Source organism: Malikia spinosa, assembly GCF_002980625.1.
Taxonomy (GTDB): Bacteria; Pseudomonadota; Gammaproteobacteria; order Burkholderiales; family Burkholderiaceae_C; genus Malikia; species Malikia spinosa.
The window spans coordinates 33732-51939 of record NZ_PVLR01000046.1 but is presented as its reverse complement, the minus strand read 5'-3'; the positions used below and the strand labels follow the sequence as shown (position 1 = coordinate 51939).

Below are 18208 nucleotides of genomic sequence, written 5' to 3'. Positions count from 1 at the left end.
TGAGCGCCGTGACAGGCAAGAAAAAACCGACTCAAGAGTCGGTTTTTTCTCAGGCGAATCGCGAGCGGATCAGGACAGGTGCTCGTTGATCAGCTTGGTCATCTCGAACATCGAGACCTGGGGCTTCTTGAAGATCGGCTGCAGCTTGTCGTCGGCATTGATGTTGCGACGGTTGGCGCTGTCTTGCAGGTCGTGCTTCTTGATGTATTCCCAGACCTTCTTGGTGACTTCGGTGCGCGGCAGGGCGGCAGCACCCACGATGGCTGCGAGCGCGGCGCTGGGCTTCATGGCTTTCATGAAGGCGGCGTTCGGGGTGCGCTTGGCGGCGGGCGCAGCAACAGCTGTCTGGGTGGGGGCTTTCTTTGCAGTTGCCATATAGCAAATCCTTGTGAAGGTTGAATTCTGTTTTCGCAGGCAGCAGGGCTGCTGGCGAGTGGTGGAATGCTAAACGCAAAGCAGGGCTTTTCCTAGCCGACCCGGGGCAAATCCGGGATTTTTTACCCTGGCGCAGGCGCTTGGATGGCTTGCCGCGCCAGGGTGGCAGGCCCGCAAAAGGGGTTCAGCCACGGCAAAGCCAGCACGCTGTCATGAATGACTGACGACTGGAAGATGGAGAGGGTGGGTCGGGGGCTCGAACCGACAGGCGCAAAGGCCGCGATGAGAGTGTCTAGGGTGTCTGCTGCCAAGCCGGACCGTCATCCTGAACGGTGGGGTTCAGGGGGGCGAGGGCAACGCAACTTCGGGTTCATCTGACGCGAGATGCTCACACCAGTTACGCAATGTACCAAGCCCGGGCTCATGGAGCATTGGTTCAAGGAAATATAAAGCCCGACCATGGCAGCAGACAGCCCCATTGTAAGGGCAAAAGTTGCTGCCGTCGCGCCGGTTTCCAGTTGGCCGTTCAGTCCGGGCTGTCGTTGCTGGCCAGGGCCTGGTCGAGCCGGTCGATCAGGCCGCCCAGGCGCTGCTGGTGGCTGGCCTCGGCCTGGTCACGGCCCAGCTCGTGCGCGATGTTGAGGCAGGCCAGCACCGCGATGCGGTCGCGTGACTTGATGCGGCCGGCGTCGCGGATGGCGCACATGGTGGCGTCGACCTTGTCGACCGCGTCTTGCAGCGCGGCAGCTCCGCCTTCGGGGCAGGAGAGGGTGTAGCTTTGCCCCATGATCTGGACTTCAAGCTTCTGGCTGGCGTAGCGCTGGTTCATCATTCGTCTCCCACGGGAAGCGGCAGTTGCTCAAGCAGGGCGTCCAGTCGCACAGTGGCGAGCTGCAGGCGCTGGTGCAGCGCGTCACGCTCCTGTGCGAGTTGCTGGAGTTCTTGTTCGAGCTCGCGATTGCGCAGCTGCAGCTCGGCATGGCGCAGCAGCAGGCGCTCGACGCGGTCTGCGATCTGGTCTATCTGGGTCTGAGAGGACATGGGCTGATTTTAGGTCCGGCGCGTGCAGGCTGGGTAGAATGTTGTTTGTTGGTGCTCGCTGCGCAGTTCATGTGCGGCAGTTCAACGGGAAGCTGGAGGGAGTTGGCCGCTTGAGGCCCGGTCCTAACCAGCGCTGCCCCCGCAACGGTAAGCGGACGAGCCATTCTGGCTCCGCTTTCATCTCCCAGCCACTGGGCGCCGCAGGCGCCTGGGAAGGCGATGAAGGTTGTCTCCGCCAGCCCGGATACCGGCCAACGAAGTGGCCGCGCTCAGGCGCGGCTGTGACGCTCATGCACCGTCGGGGAAGGCGGTGAGGGCATTCGTTCTCGTTCCATTTCATGAAATTCAGCAGTTTTCCTGCACGTCTGGCCGTGCTCAACCTGGCGCTGGCCGCCGCATTCCCTGTGCTGGCTCAGCAGTCACTCAAGGATGTGGTGGTGACTGCGATGCGAGTCGCCCAGCCGCTGACCGATGTCGTGGCCGATGTCAGCCTGATCGACCGCGAGGCGATCGAGCGCAGCGGCGCTACCGGCCTGGCCGATGTGCTGGCACGCGTGCCGGGCATCGAGATCTCGCGCAATGGCGGCATTGGCGGCACCACCAGCGTCTTCCTGCGCGGGGCGGATACGCGCTTTACCGCGGTCTACCTCGACGGCGTGCGGATCGATTCCCAGTCCACCGGTGGCGCACCCTGGGAAGCGATCCCGCTGGCGCAGATCGACCGCATCGAGGTCCTGCGCGGGCCGGCGGGCGCGATCTATGGCTCGGACGCGATCGCGGGCGTGGTGCAGATCTTCACCCGCAAGGGCGAGGGCGCTTTCACGCCCTATCTGGGGCTGGGCCTGGGCAGTGATCGCACCGCCAAGCTCGATGCCGGTTTCAGCGGCGCGCAGCAGGGCTTTGACTATTCCTTCGGCCTGACGCGCGAAACCAGCAAGGGTTTCAATGCCAAGGCCGCCAGCAATCCCGACCGCGACGGCTATCTGAACCGCTCGGCCAATGCGCGCCTGGGCCTGCAGCTGTCGCCCGAGCAGCGCATCGAGGCCAACTTGCTCGACAGCTGGTCTGACTCGCGCTATGACGCCAGCAATACCACTGACGACCACAATCTGCATCATCTGCAGAGCCTTGGGATGAACTGGCAGTCGCAGTGGAGCGAGGCCTATTCGACCCGGATCGGTTTCAGCGAGGGCAAGGATCGCTACGAGACCCAGCCTTCGCCCTACCTGACCGATACCCAGGTGCGCAGTTACCTGTGGCAGAACGAATACCGCATCGGTGGCCAGTTGCTGACGGCCGCGCTCGAGCGGCGCGAGGATAGGCTCAACAACGCCAGCACCACGCCGGTCCTGACCGATCGTTCCCAGGATGCGCTGGCGCTGGGCTACGGCTTGCGGCACCAGGCACATACGCTGCAGCTCAACCTGCGCCATGACGATGACAGCGAATTCGGTGGCCAGGACACCGGCAGCGCGTCCTATGCCTATGCCTTCGCGCCGAACTGGCGCGCCAGCGTGTCGGCCGGCAACGCCTTCCGCGCGCCGACCCTGTTCCAGCGCTTCAGCATCTACGGTGATCCGAGTCTGCGTCCCGAGACCGCGCGCAACTTCGAGCTCGGCCTGAACTATGCGCTGCAGTCGACCCGCTTCGGTATCGTGCTCTATCGCAACCAGATCGACGACCTGATCAACTATGTCAGCGGACCGGGCAGCTGCATCAACGGCAGTGGCAAGTACCCTGGCTGCTATGGCAATACCAAGCGGGCCCGGCTCGAGGGCCTGACGCTGTCGGGCGCCCGTTCGCTGGCTGGCTTCAATCTGAGCGCCTCGCTCGACCTGCAGAATCCGCGCGATCTCGACAGCGGCAAGCTGCTGGCACGCCGTTCGCGCCGGCACGCCACGCTGGCGGCCGACACGCGAGTGGCCCGCTGGCAGCTCGGTGCCGAGCTGCAGCTGTCGGGCCAGCGCTACGACGACAAGGACAACAAGACCGCACTGGGTGGCTACGGCTTGTTGAACCTGCACGCCAGCACCGAAGTGGCGCCTCATGTCACGCTGCAGGCGCGGGTCGACAACCTGGCCGACAAGGACTATCAATTGGCCAACGGCTACTACACGCCGGGTCGCCTGTTCTATCTGGGCCTGAAATGGTCGCCGCAGTGAGCCTGAAAGCCTGTTGAAATGATCGATACCGCGTCAGCCGCCGTTCGCTGTCCTGCCATCCTGGTCGCGGCCCCGGCCTCCGGCCAGGGCAAGACCACCATCACCTCGGCGCTGGCGCGCCTGCATGCGCGCCAGGGGCGGCGGGTGCGGGTCTTCAAGTGCGGCCCGGACTTTCTCGACCCGTTCTGGCACCAGCTCGCCAGCGGCCATCCCGTCTACCAGATCGACCTCTGGATGACGGGCGAGGCCGATGTGCGGGCCCGGTTGCAGGCGGCAGCGCAGGACGCCGATCTGATCATCGTCGAGGGCGTGATGGGCCTGTTCGACGGCAACCCGAGCGCGGCCGACCTGGCGCAGCGCTTTGGTCTGCCGGTGCTCGCAGTGATCGACGCCTCGGCCATGGCCGGCACTTTCGCGGCGCTGGCCTTCGGTCTGCAGCATTACCGGCCCGGCCTGCCCTGGGCCGGCGCGCTGGCCAACCGGGTCGCCAGCGCGGGCCATGGCAAGATGCTGGAGCAGGGTGTGGCGCCCGAGCACTGGCTTGGCGCGCTGCTGCGCAACCCGGCGCTGACCCTGCCCGAGCGCCACCTGGGCCTGACGGTGGCGACCGAGCTCGAGGATGCCATGGAGCGGCTCGATGCTGCGGCCGATGCGCTGGCGGCGACGCCACTGGGCCAGATGGATGCGGCCGCGCTGCAGCGCTGGGCGGTCGATTTCACGGCGGCCCCTGCGCACGATCCGGTGCCGCCCTTGCTGGCTGGGCAGCGGATCGCGGTCGCGCGCGACGCGGCGTTCTGCTTCATCTACCAGGCCAATCTCGATACCTTGCGCGAGCTCGGCGCCGAGCTGGTCTGGTTCTCGCCGTTGAATGATGCCGCGCTGCCGCCGTGCGACGCGGTCTGGCTGCCGGGCGGCTACCCTGAACTGCATGCCGAGCGCCTGGGCGCCAACGCCGGCCTGCGTGATAGCTTGCGCGCCCATGTCGCGGCTGGCAAGCCGGTCTGGGCCGAATGCGGCGGCATGATGGCCTTGTTCGACACCATCGTCGACCAGCAGGGCATCGCGCATCCGATGTGGGGTCTGCTGCCGGGACGCGTCACGCTGCAGCAGCGCTTGGCAGCGCTGGGGCCGCAGCAGCTCGAGCTGCCGGCCGGCACCTTGCGTGGCCACACTTTTCACTATTCGACGGCGGCGTCCGAGGTCGCGGTGGTCGCGCGCACCGCGCGTCCCGCCACTGCGCCGGCACCCGACAAGGGCGAGTCGGTCTACCGCCTGGGTGCTATCCAGGCCAGCTATTTCCACCCCTGGTTCCCGTCCAGCCCCGAGGCGGCGGCGAGCCTGTTCCTGGCGCAGGAGGCTTCGTGCTGAATGTCGCGCGCAGCGAGCTGATCCTGGGCGGACAGAAAAGCGGCAAGTCGCGCCGGGCCGAGCTGCTGGCGCGCGCCTGGCTGCGGGCTGCGCCTGGGCACCGCGCGACGCTGATCGCGACCGGACAGCCCTGGGACGACGAGATGCGCGCGCGCATCGAGCGCCACCAGTCCGACCGCGCTGAGCGGGTGCCGGGCCTGGCCACGCTGGAGGAGGCGCTGCGCCTGCCCGAATGCCTGGCCGCGCACAGCCGTCCCGACCATCTGCTGGTGGTCGACTGCCTGACACTGTGGCTGACCAACCTGATGATGCCGGCCGAGGGCAAGGGCTTGCCGGCCGATGTCCTCGAACGTTCAATTGTGAAACTTACGCAATCAATTGTGGCCGCTCCTGGCCCGGTGGTGCTTGTCGGTAACGAGATCGGCCTGGGTGTGATCCCGCTCGGGCGCGAGGTGCGCGCCTTCGTCGACATGCTGGGCCGGCTGAACCAGGCGGTGGCCGCCAGCTGCACGCGCGCCACGCTGATGGCTGCCGGGCTGCCGCTGACCCTGAAGGACGAAGCATGAAGCGTTGGCTGATCCTGCTGCTGGCGGGCTGCTCCCTGTGGGCCTCGGCTTCGGCCTGGGCCTTGACCTTGACCTTGCCCGACGACCGCGGCCGTCCGGTCACGCTGGCCAGGACGCCGCAGCGCATCGTCAGCCTGCTGCCTTCGCTGACCGAGATGGTCTGCCAGCTCGACCAATGCCAGCGCCTGGTCGGTGTCGACCGCTATTCGACCTGGCCCGAGAGCATCAGGCAGTTGCCGCGCGTCGGCGGCGGACTCGACCCCAATATCGAGGCCATCGTCGCGCTGCGGCCCGACCTGGTGCTGGCTGCGACTTCCTCGCGCGCGGCCGAGCGGCTGGTCGCCTTGGGCATTCCGGTGCTGGCACTCGAACCCAAGACCCATGCCGATGTGCAGCGCGTGCTGGGCAAGGTCGGTCAGGTGCTGGGCGTGAGCGACGCGCAGAAGATCTGGCGCCAGATCGATGCCGGCGTTTCGGCCGCCGCGCAATCGTTGCCGCCCAGCGTGCACCAGGTGCGGGTCTATTTCGAGGTCAACCGTGGCCCCTATGGCGCAGGCGAGGGCAGCTTCATCGGCGAAACCCTGGCCCGGCTCGGTGCCAGGAACATCCTGCCGGCCAGCCTCGGGCCTTTTCCCAAGCTCAATCCCGAGTACATCGTGCGCGCCAATCCGGACGTGATCATGATCGGCGAGCGCAATGCCGAGGGCCTGCTGCAGCGCCCGGGCTGGCAGGGCATCCGGGCCGTGCGCGAGGGTCGGGTCTGCATCTTCCCGGTCGCCGAGTCGGATGTGCTGGTGCGCCCGGGGCCGCGCATGGCCGATGGCGCGCGCCTGATGGCGCGTTGCCTGGCCGAAAAGGCACCCGGCGCGGCCAAGGCCGAGCCGTCACCGGCCAAGGCATTGGCCAGGACTGCCGGGGGCAAGGCATGAGGTTGCGCCAGGCGGCGCTGCTGGGCTGGGGTCTGCTGCTGCTCGGGCTGCTGCTGGCCGCCCTGGGTACCTGCATCGGCAGCGCCGGCTTCGAGAACCTGCTGCGCCCGCTGCTCGATGCCAGCGCCGATCCGGCCGAGCGCGCGATGGCGCTGCAGATCGTCTGGGAAATCCGGCTGCCGCGCACCCTGGGCGCCTGGGCCGCCGGCAGCCTGCTGGGACTGGCGGGCGCGCTGGCGCAGGGCTTGTTCCGCAATCCGCTGGCCGACCCCTATCTGCTGGGCAGTGCCTCGGGCGCCTCGCTCGGGGTGGCGATCGCGCTGGCCGCCGTCGGTGGCGGCGCTGGCATGGTCGGTGGTGGCAGCATGATGAACGGCGCAACTTTCAGCATGCTGTCGGGCAGCGTCTGGGTCCGGCTCGGACTGACCGGCGCGGCCTTTGCCGGCGCGGTGCTGGCCGTGCTGCTGACGCTGGCGCTGGCGCGCGGCGTCGGTCATACGCTGCGCCTGCTGCTGGCCGGCGTCATCGTCGGCGTGGTGCTGGGCGCGATGACCTCGCTGGTGCTGCTGTTCTCGCCCGATTCGCTGCAGGCGATGCAGGCCTTCATGCTGGGCACGACCAGCTTTGTCGGCTGGACCTCCTGGGGCCTGATGTTCGCCTGCTGGTGCCTGTGCATGGCGCTTGCGGCGGCGCTGGCGCGCGTGCTCGACGGCCTGAGCCTGGGCGAGGCGACGGCGCAGACGCTGGGTCTGCCGCTGGCGCCGCTGCGCGCAGCGCTGGTCGCGGTGCTGGCGCTGGCTACCGGCACCGCGGTCGCGCAGACCGGGCTGATCGCCTTCGTCGGCCTGGCGGCGCCGCATCTGGTGCGCGCCGTGCTCAAGGTGCCGCATCGGCAGCTGATGTGGCTGGCCAGCCTGATGGGTGGCGTGCTGCTGGCCAGCGCCGACCTGCTGGCGCGCTGGGTCATTGCGCCGCAGGAGTTGCCGGTCGGCGTCGTCACGGCCGCGCTGGGCGGCGGCTATCTGCTGTGGCTGATGCATCGCCGCAGCAGCGGACTCCATGCCGGAGGCCTGCTGTGAGCGCGCCCGCCTACGTGGTGCGCGGCCTGGGCGCGAGCCTGGGCGGGACTCCCATCCTGCACCAGATCGACCTCGAACTGCGCGCCGGCTGCTGGACCGCCGTCGTCGGCCCCAACGGCGCCGGCAAGTCGACCCTGCTGCGCGCGATTGCCGGCCTGTTGCCCTGCAGCGGCCAAGTCGAGCTGCTCGGGCGCGAGCTGCATGACTGGCCGCGCCAGCAGCGCGCGCGTGCGCTGTCCTGGCTGGGCCAGAACCAGTCGGCCGCCGATGATCTGACGGTCCATGACGTCGCGATGCTGGGTCGGCTGCCGCATCAGTCCTGGCTGGCGCCGGCCAGTCCGGCCGACCTGGCGGCGGTCGAGCGGGCGCTGCGCCAGACCCAGGCCTGGGACTGGCGCGAGCGCGCGCTGGGCGAACTGTCGGGCGGCGAGCGCCAGCGCGTGCTGCTGGCGCGGGCGCTGGCGGTCGAGGCCCAGGTGCTGCTGATGGATGAGCCGCTGGCCAACCTCGACCCGCCGCACCAGGCCGACTGGCTGTTGCTGGTGCGCGAGCTGGTCGCGGCCGGCCGCAGCGTGGTCAGCGTGCTGCACGAGATCTCGATCGCGCTGCATGCCGATGAGCTGGTCGTGATGCGCCAGGGCCGGATTGCCCACCACGGCGCCTGCCATGAGGTTGCGACGCAACGCGCGCTGGAACAGGTTTTTGAGCACCGGATCGCGATCCACGCCCTGGCCGGGCAGTGGGTGGCGTTGCCGGTCACCTCGGTCACATGAACAAGACTCACCAACAGGACTGACAAGATGCAGATCGAAACCCCCCCGACCGAAAAACCCTACGAGAAGGCCGAAGGCGAGCGCCGCGGTCTGGTCATCGTCAACACCGGCGACGGCAAGGGCAAGAGCACGGCCGCCTTCGGCCTGGCGCTGCGCGCGCACGGGCGCGGCAAGCCGGTCCGGATCTTCCAGTTCATGAAGGTGCCGTCGGCACGCTTTGGCGAGCACCGCATGTTCGAGCAGCTCGGCATTCCGATCGAAGGCCTGGGCGACGGCTTCAGCTGGAAGAGCCAGGACCTCGAGCGCTCGGCCCAGCTCGCGCGCGACGGCTGGCAAAAGGCCAAGGCCGCGATCCTGTCGGGTGAATTCTTCCTGGTCGTGCTCGACGAGATCACCTATCCGCTGATCTACGGCTGGCTGCCGCTGCAGGACGTGCTCGACACCTTGAGCAGCCGGCCCAGCCAGGTCCATGTCTGCCTGACCGGCCGCCGTTGCCCGGAGGAGATCGTCGCGCTGGCCGATACCGTGACCGAGATGAAGATGGTCAAGCATGCCTTCCAGGCTGGCATTCCGGCCCAGCGCGGCATCGAGGACTGATACTTGATGAGGAAGCTCCCATCGCCCGCTGTTGGTGCTGGCGCTGCTGCCGCCGGGGTTGCAGATGCCGCTGTCGCTGATGCGACTGATGCCGCTGCGGCCTTGCCCGAGCAGGCTTTCGCGCCCGAGGCGCGCGCGGCCGTCTACCGCGCGATCTTCGAGCGGCGCGACATGCGCCATTTCGCCGGCGGATCGGTCGAGCCCGCGACGCTGCGCCGCCTGCTGACGGCCGCGCACCAGGCGCCCAGCGTCGGCTTCATGCAGCCCTGGCGCTTCATCCGGGTGCAGGACCGGGCGCTGCGCGAGCAGCTGCAGCAGGCGGTCGAGCGCGAGCGGATCGAGACCGCGCGCGCGCTGGGCCAGCGTGCCGATGAGTTCATGCGGCTCAAGGTCGAAGGCCTGCTCGACGCCGCCGAGCTGCTGGCAGTCTGCCTGGCCGACGGGCGCGAGCAGCATGTCTTTGGCCGCCGCACGCTGCCACAGATGGACCTGGCCTCGGCCAGCTGCGCGATCCAGAACCTGTGGCTGGCCGCGCGCGCCGAGGGGCTGGGCATGGGCTGGGTCTCGCTGTTCGACCCGGCCGAGGTGGCGGCGCTGCTGGGCCTGCCACCAGGCGCCGAGCCGATCGCCTTGCTCTGCCTGGGTCCGGTGCACGAGTTCTATGCCGAGCCGATGCTGCAGCAGCAGCGCTGGGCCAGCCGTCAGCCCTTGAGCGAACTGGTGTTCGACGAGGGCTGGGGCCAGCCGAGCGCGCTGTTTGAACCGAGAGATTCGTTCGATCCGTCCGTTGTTGCGCTGCAGGACGCCGCCACTCTGGGCGATCAGGGCCTACCCGCATGAGGGTCGGTGAGTTTGACTTGATGATCCTGGCGCCGGCCCTGCTGCTGGCGCTGGCGATCGACCGCTGGCTCGGCGAGCCGCCGCTGCGCTGGCATCCGGTGGTCTGGATCGGGAACTACCTGGGTTGGGTGGGGCAGCGGATTGCGCCGCTGGTCAGTGTGCGTTCGTCGGATCAAGCCGCTGATTCGTCTGCCAGCCAGGCTGATCGCCAGAGCAATGGCCAAAGCCAGAGTACCAGTCAGGCCATCAGCCCAGTCGAAATCCCTGACTACGTGGCCTTCGTTCGCGGTGCGTTGGCCTGGTGTGCGGGTGCTGTTGTGGTGCTGGCGGCGACTGCTGGCCTGCAATCCCTGCTGCTGCGACTGCCCGTCTGGGTGGCGGTGCTCGGCCTCGGACTGCTGCTGAAACCGCTGCTGGCCTGGGCCATGCTCAAGAGCGAGGTGCAGGCGGTCGAGGCGGCGCTGTCGGTTTCGCTGGCGCAGGGCCGCGAGCGCCTGTCCTGGCTCTGCAGCCGCGACACCTCCGCCTTGAGCGAGTCGCAGGTGCGCGAGACCGCGCTCGAGTCGCTGGCCGAGAACCTGAACGATTCGGTCATCGCGCCGCTGTTCTGGTTTGCCGTGGCGGGCCTGCCGGGTGCCGCGCTCTACCGTTTTGCCAACACGGCCGATGCGATGTGGGGCTACCGCGGCGAGCGCGGCGGGCGGCACTGGGAATGGGCTGGCAAATGGGCGGCCCATGCCGACGATTGGCTGTCCTGGTTGCCGGCGCGCCTGAGCGCGCTGCTGCTGGCGTTGGCGGCGGGCGGCTTGTCGCCATTGCGCTTGCGGCGCGAGGCAGTCCTGACGCCTTCGCCCAACGGCGGCTGGCCGATGGGGGCGCTGGCGCTCGCGCTCGGCATCCGGCTCGGCAAGCCCGAGGTCTACACGCTCAACGCTACGGGCCGGGCGCCCGGGCCACTCGATACCGTACGGGCCTGCGCGCTGGCAGGGCATGCGCTTGGCCTGATCGTGTTCGGCACGCTAGTCTTGTCACTTACGCAAATTTGGCTGCCTGATCTGCCTGATGCGTGGCTGTCAGGCCTGTGGCCAGCCAGCGGAGGCGGGCATGGCTGAATCCGCCCGTCTGCACGGCGGCCCCGATGCCTTCGGCGTGCCGCGCTTCGATTTCTCGACCAACAGCAATGCCTGCGGACCCTGTCCGGCCGCGCTGGCGGCGGTGCAGGCGGCCGACCCGACTCGCTATCCCGATCCGGACTATCAGGCGCTGCGCGCCTGCCTGGCTGACTGGCATCAGGTGGCACCCGAACGCATCGTGCTGGCCGGCAGCGCGAGCGAATTCATCTTCCGCATCAGCGCGCTGGCGGCCCGTATGACAAGGTCGATGCAATCCTCGATCCTGGCATCGGCATCGGCATCGGCATCGGCATCGGCATCGGCCTTGCCGTTGCGCTGGCAGCGGCCGGCTGCGGTCCATCTGCCGCCTTTTCACTATGGCGATTACGCCGAGGCCGCCCGCGCCTGGGACTTGCAGGCCGTGACCGACCCCTCCGAGGCGGATCTGCTCTGGGCCTGCGACCCCTCGAGTCCGCTCGGTCAGCCGCATGAGCGCCTGGCCCAGCAGGTCCAGGGCTTGCGCCCCGAACAGATGCTGGTGCTCGACTGCGCCTACCGTCCGCTGCGTCTGGCGGGCCGGCTGGCGCTGGACGCCGACGGGCTGGACCGGGTCTGGCAGCTCTGGACGCCGAACAAGGCGCTGGGGCTGACGGGGGTGCGCGCCGCCTATGCGATCGCGCCGCGCGACGCTGGCGAGCAGGTCTTGGCCCTGCAGGCGCTCGCGCCTTCCTGGCCGGTTGGGGCCCATGGTGTCGCGATGCTGCAGGCCTGGACTCAGCCGGCAGCCCAGGACTGGCTGGCCGCCAGCCTCGAAACCCTGCGCGGCTGGAAAAGCCGACAGCTCGACCTCTGTCATACACTGGGTTGGCAGACCCGTCCCAGTGACGCCAACTACTTTGGCGCTCGCCCTGAGCGCTCCGGCAGCTCCGGCCTCGGGGCCGATCTGGCCCAGCTACGCGCACGCGGCGTCAAGCTGCGCGACGCGACCTCCTTCGGCCTGCCCGGCTGCGTACGCCTGGGCGTCTTGGCGCCCGAAGCGCAGGACGCGCTCGCGCAGGCCTGGACCTCCATTCGCCACCTGACATGAATCTTCAAGCCAATTCCGGCCCCCAGCGGGCCAAATGCGTGATGGTGCTTGGCACCTCGAGCGGTGCCGGCAAGAGCTGGCTCGCCACTGCGCTGTGCCGCCATTACGCGCGCCAGGGCCTCAAGGTTGCGCCGTTCAAGGCGCAGAACATGAGCAACAACGCGCGCGTCGTGGCTTCGCCCGGCGGCTCGGGCGAGATCGGCTCGGCGCAATATTTCCAGGCGCTTGCCGCCCGCGCCGAGCCCGATGTGCGCATGAACCCGCTGCTGCTCAAGCCCGAGGCTGATACCCGCAGCCAGGTCGTCATGCTGGGCCAGGTCGATGCCGAACTCAGCACCATGCCATGGCGTGGCCGCTCGGAAAAGGTCTGGCCTCGCATCGCGCAGGCGCTCGACGACCTGCGCGCCGAGTACGACGTGGTCGTGATCGAGGGCGCGGGCTCGCCGGCCGAGATCAACCTGATGGCCAGCGACATCGTCAACCTGCGCGTGGCGCGCGCGGCCGATGCACGCTGCCTGCTGGTGACCGACATCGACCGGGGCGGCGCCTTTGCCCATCTCTACGGCACCTGGGCCCTGTTGCCTGAGGCTGACCGCGCGCGTATCGACGGCTTCGTGCTCAACAAGTTCCGTGGTGATGCGACGCTGCTGGCTCCCGCGCCCGAGCAGCTCGAGCAGTTGACCGGGGTGCCGACCGTCGCCACCTTGCCGATGTGGTGGCAGCATGGCCTGCCCGAGGAGGACGGCGTGTTCGACGACCGCAGCCGCAGCCAGGGCGCGGTCACGCGCACGGTCGCTGTGGTGGCCTATCCGCGTCTGAGCAACCTCGACGAGTTCCAGCCCCTGAAGAACATTCCGGGCCTGCGCCTGGTCTGGGCGCGCAGTCCGGCCGAGTTGGCTGGCGCCGACTGGATCGTGCTGCCGGGCTCCAAGCACACCAGTTCCGACCTGGCCTGGCTGCGCGAGCAGGGGCTGGACCGCGCGATTACCGACCATGCGGGGCAGGGCGGAGCGGTGCTGGGCATCTGCGGCGGCCTGCAGATGCTCGGCGAGGCCTTGATCGATACCCATGGCGTCGACGGCAACGCGCCCGGACTGGGCCTGCTGCCGCTGGTGACCCAGTTCGATCCCGACAAGACCGTCCAGCGTACCCAGGCCGGCTTCGGTGATCTGGTCGGTGCCTGGTCGGCCCTGTCGGGGGTGGCGGTGCAGGGCTACGAGATCCACCATGGCCAGACCGCGCAGCACCCGGCCATGGCCGCCGCCGGCGACATCGCGCGCGAGGTGCTGCCCGGCCTGGCCTGGCAGAACGAGCGCGGCAATGTGCTGGGCTGCTATCTGCATGGTCTGTTCGAGGACCCGGCCGTGCTGCAGGCGCTGTTCGGCGCCTCGGCCCCGACGCTCGACTGCGTGTTCGACGGCCTGGCGGACTATCTTGAACAGCATATTGCCCCCGGCTTGCTTGATGCGCTGATCGCCTGAAGCCTGCCTGCCTGCCTGCAGCGGCCCGAAAAAATTGGTCTCTGACCCCAATATAGGAATCGACATGACTTTCACCTTGCCCCGGATCGACAGCCTGCACGACGAGGCGCTGGCCCAATCGCTGCAGCGCCAGCTTGACCACAAGACCAAGCCGGTCGGTTCTCTCGGCGCGATCGAGGCGCTGGCGCTGCGCCTGGGTCTGATCCTGGGCAGCGACTCGCCCGAGCTGCGCGCGCCGCAGATGGTGGTGTTTGCGGGCGACCATGGCCTGACCCGGCGTGGCGTCTCGGCCTACCCGAGCGACGTGACCTGGCAGATGGTCGAGAACTTCCTGGCCGGCGGTGCCGCCGTCACCGTGCTGGCGCGCCAGCATGGCATCGGCATGACCGTGGTCGATTGCGGCGTCGCACACGACTTCGCGCCGCGTCCGGGACTGCAGATCCGTAAGGTCGGCTACGGCACCGCCGACTGCTCGACCGAGCCGGCCATGAGCCGCGAACAATGCGAGCAGGCGCTCATGCATGGCATCGAGCTGGTCGAGGGCCTGCCGGGCAACGTGCTGCTGCTGGGCGAGATGGGCATCGGCAACACCTCGCCGGCCTCGCTGATCCTGGCCCGCCTGGGCGGCCTGGACATCGCCGACTGCACCGGCGCCGGCACCGGCCTGGACCAGCCCGGCATCGCGCGCAAGACCGATGTGCTGCGCGAGGTGCTGCTGCGCCACGAAGGCGTGACCGAGCCGCTGGACGTGCTGGCCGCGATGGGCGGCTTCGAGATCGCGACCATGGTCGGTGCCGTGCTGCAGGCAGCCGCCGAGCGGCGTGTGATCCTGGTCGATGGCTTCATCACCTGCGCGGCGGTGCTGGTCGCCTCGCGCCTGGTGCCGGCCGTGCTGCAGCGCTGCGTGTTCGCGCACCGTTCGGGCGAGCGCGGCCACAGCCTGATGCTGGCCCAGCTGGAAGCCCGGCCGTTGCTCGACCTCGGGCTGCGCCTGGGCGAGGGCTCGGGCGCTGCGCTGGCCTGGCCGCTGCTGCCGTCGGCCTGCGCCATCCTGCGCGAGATGGCCAGCTTCGAGTCGGCCGGGGTCTCGACCCGGGACGGCGCGGCCTGACAGGGCCGGTCATGACGCAGCGCCTGCTGTTGTTCGTGCGCCACTGGCTGCTGGCGCTGCAGTTCTTCACCCGGATTCCGGTCACGGGCCGGCTGGCAGCCTGGGTCGGCTACAGCCCGGCCATGCTGCGTGCCAGCGCCGCCCATATGCCGGCTATCGGTGCCCTGATCGGCGCGTTGGCAGCCGCGCTGTTCGGCCTGCTGCTGTGGGCCTTGCCCTCGGTGCCAGCCGCACCCTGGGTCGCGGCCTTCGCCAGCACGGTCTGGACGGTCTGGCTGACCGGCGCCTTCCACGAAGATGGCCTGGCCGATCTTGCCGATGGCCTGGGCGGCAGCTACGACCGCGAGCGCGCGCTCGAGATCATGAAGGACTCGCGCATCGGCTCTTTCGGCTCGGTGGCGCTGGTGCTGGCCTTCGGCCTCAAGGCCGCGTTGCTCGCGACGCTGGCCCAGCTCGATGGCGCGCTGGCCGTCGCGGCGCTGTTCGGCGCCCATGTGAGCTCCAGGCTGGCGCCGCTGTTCGTGATCGCAACCCTGCCCCATGTCGGCGACACGCCGCGCTCCAAGTCCAAGCCGCTGGCCGATGCGATCAGCCTCTCGGCATTGCTCACCGGAACACTCTGGTGGGCCCTGGTGATGGCGCTGCTGGTCGGCTGGCGGGCCGATCCGGCCTGGGCTGCCGCCCTGCTGGCTACGGCCCTGGCCGCGCTCTGGATGCGGCGCCTGCTCAAGCGCCGGCTGCAGGGCTTCACGGGCGACGGACTCGGTGCCACCCAACAGGTCGGCGAAATCGCCTTCTACCTCGGCCTGGCCCTGGCATCCGGCGCTGGGGCTGCTGCATGAGCAGCGGCATGCGCCGGCTCTGGCTGGTGCGACATGCCCGCCCGCTGGTCGAGCCTGGCCTTTGCTACGGCGCCAGCGACATGCCGGCCGACGCAGCCGATACCGAACGCGCGGCCCGCGAGCTGGCTGCGGTGCTGCCCGCCGGCGCCACCCTGGTGATGTCCGGCTTGCAGCGCGCCCAGCAGCTCGCACGCGCGCTGCAGGCGCGGCGGCCCGAGCTCGCGCTGCCGCTCTGCGACCCTCGCCTCAACGAGATGGACTTCGGCCGCTTCGAGCTCAGCCGCTGGGACGCCATCGATCGGGCCGAATTCGATGCCTGGACTGACAATTTCCACTCGCACCGCTTTGGCGGGCGCGAAAGCGTGGCCGAACTGCTGGCGCGGGTCGGGCAGGCGCTGCACGATGCAGGCCTGATTCAGCCATCCACAGAAAAACAATATCCAGCCAGCCAGGATCTGGTCTGGTTCACCCATGCCGGCGTGATCCGTGCCGCCAGCCTGCTGCACGCGCGACCCGACGCCCGCCCGCTGGCGACTGACTGGCCGGCCCAGGCCCCCGCGTTTGGTGGCTGGCATTGCCTGGACTGGCCGCTCCCGTATGGAGCAGGCAAGGGTTATTCCTTTCAGGGTTAACCCCCGAAGCTGGCCTGGTTGACAGGCTTCGTAAGCAGACCGTCAGACCCGACCTGAGAATGGGACACATGTGAATCCTTCACATGAAATGCTTCGCCCCATCCACACCATGAGAGGAGACATCCATGAGTGATCCGGTAGTCGACAAGATCCTGAAAAATCCCAAATACCAGGAACTTCAGTCCAAGCGCAACAGCTTCGGCGTGTTGCTGTCCATCCTGATGCTGGTCGTGTACTACGGCTACATCGCGCTGATCGCCTTCAACAAACCCTTCCTGGCCCAGCCCCTGGGTGCAGGTGTGACCACGGTCGGCGTTCCGATCGGCATGGCCGTGATCGTGTTCACGATCGTGATCACCGGCATCTACGTCCGTCGCGCCAACGGCGAGTTCGACGAGCTGACCAAGGAAATCCTGAAGGACGCCGCAAAATGAAGAAAAACCTTAGCGCATTCCTGGGCGCGCTGCTGGTCCTCGCGGCCGCCGGCGCGGCCCACGCCGCCGGCGGTGACGTCGGCGAGTCGGCCAAGCAGGCGACCAACTGGACCGCCATCGCGATGTTCGGCCTGTTCGTCTGCGGCACGCTCTACATCACCAAATGGGCGGCGTCCAAGACCAAGTCGGCTGCCGACTTCTACACCGGCGGTGGCGGCATCACCGGCTTCCAGAACGGCCTGGCGATCGCGGGCGACTACATGTCGGCTGCTTCCTTCCTGGGTATTTCCGCCGCCGTGATGGCCAACGGCTATGACGGCCTGATCTACTCGATCGGCTTCCTGGTCGGCTGGCCCGTCATCACCTTCCTGATGGCCGAGCGCCTGCGCAACCTCGGCAAGTTCACCTTCGCCGACGTGGCCGGCTACCGCTTCAAGCAGACTCCGATCCGCGCCTTTGCGGCCTCGGGCACGCTGGTCGTGGTCGCCTTCTACCTGATCGCCCAGATGGTGGGTGCCGGCCAGCTGATCAAGCTGCTGTTCGGCCTCGAGTACTGGATGGCGGTGGTGATCGTCGGCGCGCTGATGATGATCTATGTGCTGTTCGGCGGCATGACTGCCACCACCTGGGTGCAGATCATCAAGGCTGTGCTGCTGCTGTCGGGCGTGACCTTCATGGCCTTCATGGTGATGTCGCAGTACGGTTTCTCGTTCGAGGCGCTGTTCGCCAAGGGCGTTGAAGTCAAGACCGCGATTGCTGCCAACACGGGCAAGACGCCGGAAGAGGCTGCTGCTGCTGGCCTGTCCATCATGGGCCCGGGCGGCTTCATCAAGGACCCGATCTCCGCCATCAGCTTCGGCATGGCGCTGATGTTCGGTACCGCCGGTCTGCCGCATATCCTGATGCGCTTCTTCACCGTGCCGGACGCCAAGGAAGCCCGCAAGTCGGTGTTCTGGGCCACCACCTGGATCGGCTACTTCTACATCCTGATCTTCATCATCGGTTTCGGTGCCATCACCCTGGTGCTGACCAACCCCGAGATGGCTGACGTCGCCAAGGGCATCATCCTGGGTGGTGCCGGTACCGCCAACATGGCAGCCGTGCTGGTCGCCAAGAGCGTCGGCGGCAACGTGTTCTACGGCTTCATCTCGGCCGTGGCCTTCGCGACCATCCTGGCCGTGGTGGCTGGCCTGACCCTGTCGGGTGCCTCCGCTGTCTCGCACGACCTCTACGCCACCGTGTTCAAGAAGGGCAAGGCCGACAGCGCTTCCGAGCTCAAGGTCTCGCGCATCACCACCCTGGCACTCGGCGTGCTGGCTGTGACCCTGGGCATTGCCTTCGAGAAGCAGAACATCGCCTTCATGGTGTCGCTGGCCTTCGCGATCGCGGCTTCGGCCAACTTCCCGGTGCTCTTCATGAGCGTGCTGTGGAAGGATTGCACCACCAAGGGCGCCGTGATCGGCGGCTTCCTGGGCCTGTTCTCCTCGGTCGCCCTGACCGTGGTCTCGCCCTCGGTCTGGGAAGCCACGCTCGGCAACCCCAAGGGCTCGGCCTGGTTCCCGTACAGCTCGCCGGCTCTGTTCTCGATGACCATCGGCTTCGTCGGCATCTGGCTGTTCTCGATCCTCGACCGCAGCAAGGACGCCGCCAACGAGCGCGCCGCCTACGCGGTGCAGAAGGTCCGCTCCGAGACCGGCCTGGGTGCCTCGGGCGCATCGGGTCACTGATCTGCCAACATCGTCCGGGAGCGATCCCGGCGCCACAAGAAACCGGGCTTCG

General features: G+C 68.2%; 19 protein-coding genes and 1 riboswitch. Of the genes, 16 read left to right on the top strand and 3 right to left on the bottom strand.

What is annotated here, in order from left to right; all coding sequences use genetic code 11:
* Positions 1 to 69: 69 nt before the first annotated feature.
* The 3 genes from C6P61_RS14845 to C6P61_RS14835 all read right to left on the bottom strand — a co-directional run bounded on the left by C6P61_RS14845 (position 70) and on the right by C6P61_RS14835 (position 1416).
* Positions 70 to 375 (bottom strand): SWIB/MDM2 domain-containing protein, encoded by a 306-nt coding sequence (locus tag C6P61_RS14845; RefSeq protein WP_105730706.1) that lies wholly within the window; start codon positions 373 to 375, stop codon positions 70 to 72.
* 526 nt (positions 376 to 901) lie between these two features.
* Positions 902 to 1204, bottom strand: coding sequence for a cell division protein ZapA (locus C6P61_RS14840; protein ID WP_105730705.1), 303 nt, complete (start codon positions 1202 to 1204; stop codon positions 902 to 904).
* Positions 1204 to 1416, bottom strand: coding sequence for a DUF904 domain-containing protein (locus C6P61_RS14835; RefSeq protein ID WP_105730704.1), 213 nt, complete (start codon positions 1414 to 1416; stop codon positions 1204 to 1206). The genes C6P61_RS14840 and C6P61_RS14835 overlap by 1 nt, the downstream gene beginning before the upstream one ends.
* Before the next feature lie 32 nt (positions 1417 to 1448).
* Positions 1449 to 1686, top strand: a riboswitch (cobalamin riboswitch).
* A 68-nt stretch (positions 1687 to 1754) separates the two neighbouring features.
* On the opposite strand from C6P61_RS14835, the gene C6P61_RS14830 reads away from it, so the two are divergent.
* The 16 genes from C6P61_RS14830 to C6P61_RS14755 all read left to right on the top strand — a co-directional run bounded on the left by C6P61_RS14830 (position 1755) and on the right by C6P61_RS14755 (position 18156).
* Positions 1755 to 3578, top strand: a complete 1824-nt coding sequence (locus C6P61_RS14830) for a TonB-dependent receptor domain-containing protein (protein WP_105730703.1) — start codon at positions 1755 to 1757, stop codon at positions 3576 to 3578.
* Between the two features lie 18 nt (positions 3579 to 3596).
* A complete protein-coding gene (locus C6P61_RS14825; protein ID WP_105730702.1) occupies positions 3597 to 4946 on the top strand; it encodes a cobyrinic acid a,c-diamide synthase CobB in 1350 nt (449 codons plus the stop codon).
* Positions 4940 to 5512: a bifunctional adenosylcobinamide kinase/adenosylcobinamide-phosphate guanylyltransferase gene (locus C6P61_RS14820; protein WP_425319759.1), complete on the top strand. Its 573-nt coding sequence runs from the start codon at positions 4940 to 4942 to the stop codon at positions 5510 to 5512. The genes C6P61_RS14825 and C6P61_RS14820 overlap by 7 nt, the downstream gene beginning before the upstream one ends.
* Complete coding sequence (locus C6P61_RS14815) at positions 5509 to 6441, top strand: ABC transporter substrate-binding protein (RefSeq protein ID WP_105730701.1); 933 nt, start codon at positions 5509 to 5511, stop codon at positions 6439 to 6441. The genes C6P61_RS14820 and C6P61_RS14815 overlap by 4 nt, the downstream gene beginning before the upstream one ends.
* Positions 6438 to 7520, top strand: a complete 1083-nt coding sequence (locus C6P61_RS14810; protein WP_105730700.1) for a FecCD family ABC transporter permease — start codon at positions 6438 to 6440, stop codon at positions 7518 to 7520. The genes C6P61_RS14815 and C6P61_RS14810 overlap by 4 nt, the downstream gene beginning before the upstream one ends.
* Positions 7517 to 8293, top strand: a complete 777-nt coding sequence (locus C6P61_RS14805) for an ABC transporter ATP-binding protein (protein WP_244908964.1) — start codon at positions 7517 to 7519, stop codon at positions 8291 to 8293. The genes C6P61_RS14810 and C6P61_RS14805 overlap by 4 nt, the downstream gene beginning before the upstream one ends.
* Before the next feature lie 27 nt (positions 8294 to 8320).
* Positions 8321 to 8890: a cob(I)yrinic acid a,c-diamide adenosyltransferase gene (cobO, locus tag C6P61_RS14800; RefSeq protein ID WP_105730699.1), complete on the top strand. Its 570-nt coding sequence runs from the start codon at positions 8321 to 8323 to the stop codon at positions 8888 to 8890.
* A gap of 6 nt (positions 8891 to 8896) precedes the next feature.
* Positions 8897 to 9730 (top strand): 5,6-dimethylbenzimidazole synthase, encoded by an 834-nt coding sequence (bluB, locus tag C6P61_RS14795; protein WP_105730698.1) that lies wholly within the window; start codon positions 8897 to 8899, stop codon positions 9728 to 9730.
* Positions 9727 to 10842: a CobD/CbiB family cobalamin biosynthesis protein gene (locus tag C6P61_RS14790; RefSeq protein ID WP_105730697.1), complete on the top strand. Its 1116-nt coding sequence runs from the start codon at positions 9727 to 9729 to the stop codon at positions 10840 to 10842. Before bluB ends, C6P61_RS14790 begins: the two co-directional genes overlap by 4 nt.
* Positions 10835 to 11929 (top strand): aminotransferase class I/II-fold pyridoxal phosphate-dependent enzyme, encoded by a 1095-nt coding sequence (locus C6P61_RS14785; RefSeq protein ID WP_105730696.1) that lies wholly within the window; start codon positions 10835 to 10837, stop codon positions 11927 to 11929. The genes C6P61_RS14790 and C6P61_RS14785 overlap by 8 nt, the downstream gene beginning before the upstream one ends.
* Entirely contained in the window at positions 11926 to 13410 is a 1485-nt protein-coding gene (locus C6P61_RS14780) for a cobyric acid synthase (protein WP_105730695.1), read from the top strand. The genes C6P61_RS14785 and C6P61_RS14780 overlap by 4 nt, the downstream gene beginning before the upstream one ends.
* Before the next feature lie 64 nt (positions 13411 to 13474).
* Positions 13475 to 14521, top strand: coding sequence for a nicotinate-nucleotide--dimethylbenzimidazole phosphoribosyltransferase (gene cobT, locus C6P61_RS14775; RefSeq protein ID WP_105730694.1), 1047 nt, complete (start codon positions 13475 to 13477; stop codon positions 14519 to 14521).
* 11 nt (positions 14522 to 14532) lie between these two features.
* Positions 14533 to 15363: an adenosylcobinamide-GDP ribazoletransferase gene (locus C6P61_RS14770; RefSeq protein WP_425319758.1), complete on the top strand. Its 831-nt coding sequence runs from the start codon at positions 14533 to 14535 to the stop codon at positions 15361 to 15363.
* Positions 15360 to 15995, top strand: a complete 636-nt coding sequence (locus C6P61_RS14765; protein WP_244908963.1) for a histidine phosphatase family protein — start codon at positions 15360 to 15362, stop codon at positions 15993 to 15995. The genes C6P61_RS14770 and C6P61_RS14765 overlap by 4 nt, the downstream gene beginning before the upstream one ends.
* A 125-nt stretch (positions 15996 to 16120) precedes the next feature.
* Complete coding sequence (locus tag C6P61_RS14760; RefSeq protein WP_105730693.1) at positions 16121 to 16429, top strand: DUF485 domain-containing protein; 309 nt, start codon at positions 16121 to 16123, stop codon at positions 16427 to 16429.
* Positions 16426 to 18156, top strand: coding sequence for a cation acetate symporter (locus C6P61_RS14755; RefSeq protein ID WP_105730692.1), 1731 nt, complete (start codon positions 16426 to 16428; stop codon positions 18154 to 18156). Before C6P61_RS14760 ends, C6P61_RS14755 begins: the two co-directional genes overlap by 4 nt.
* Positions 18157 to 18208: the final 52 nt, after the last annotated feature.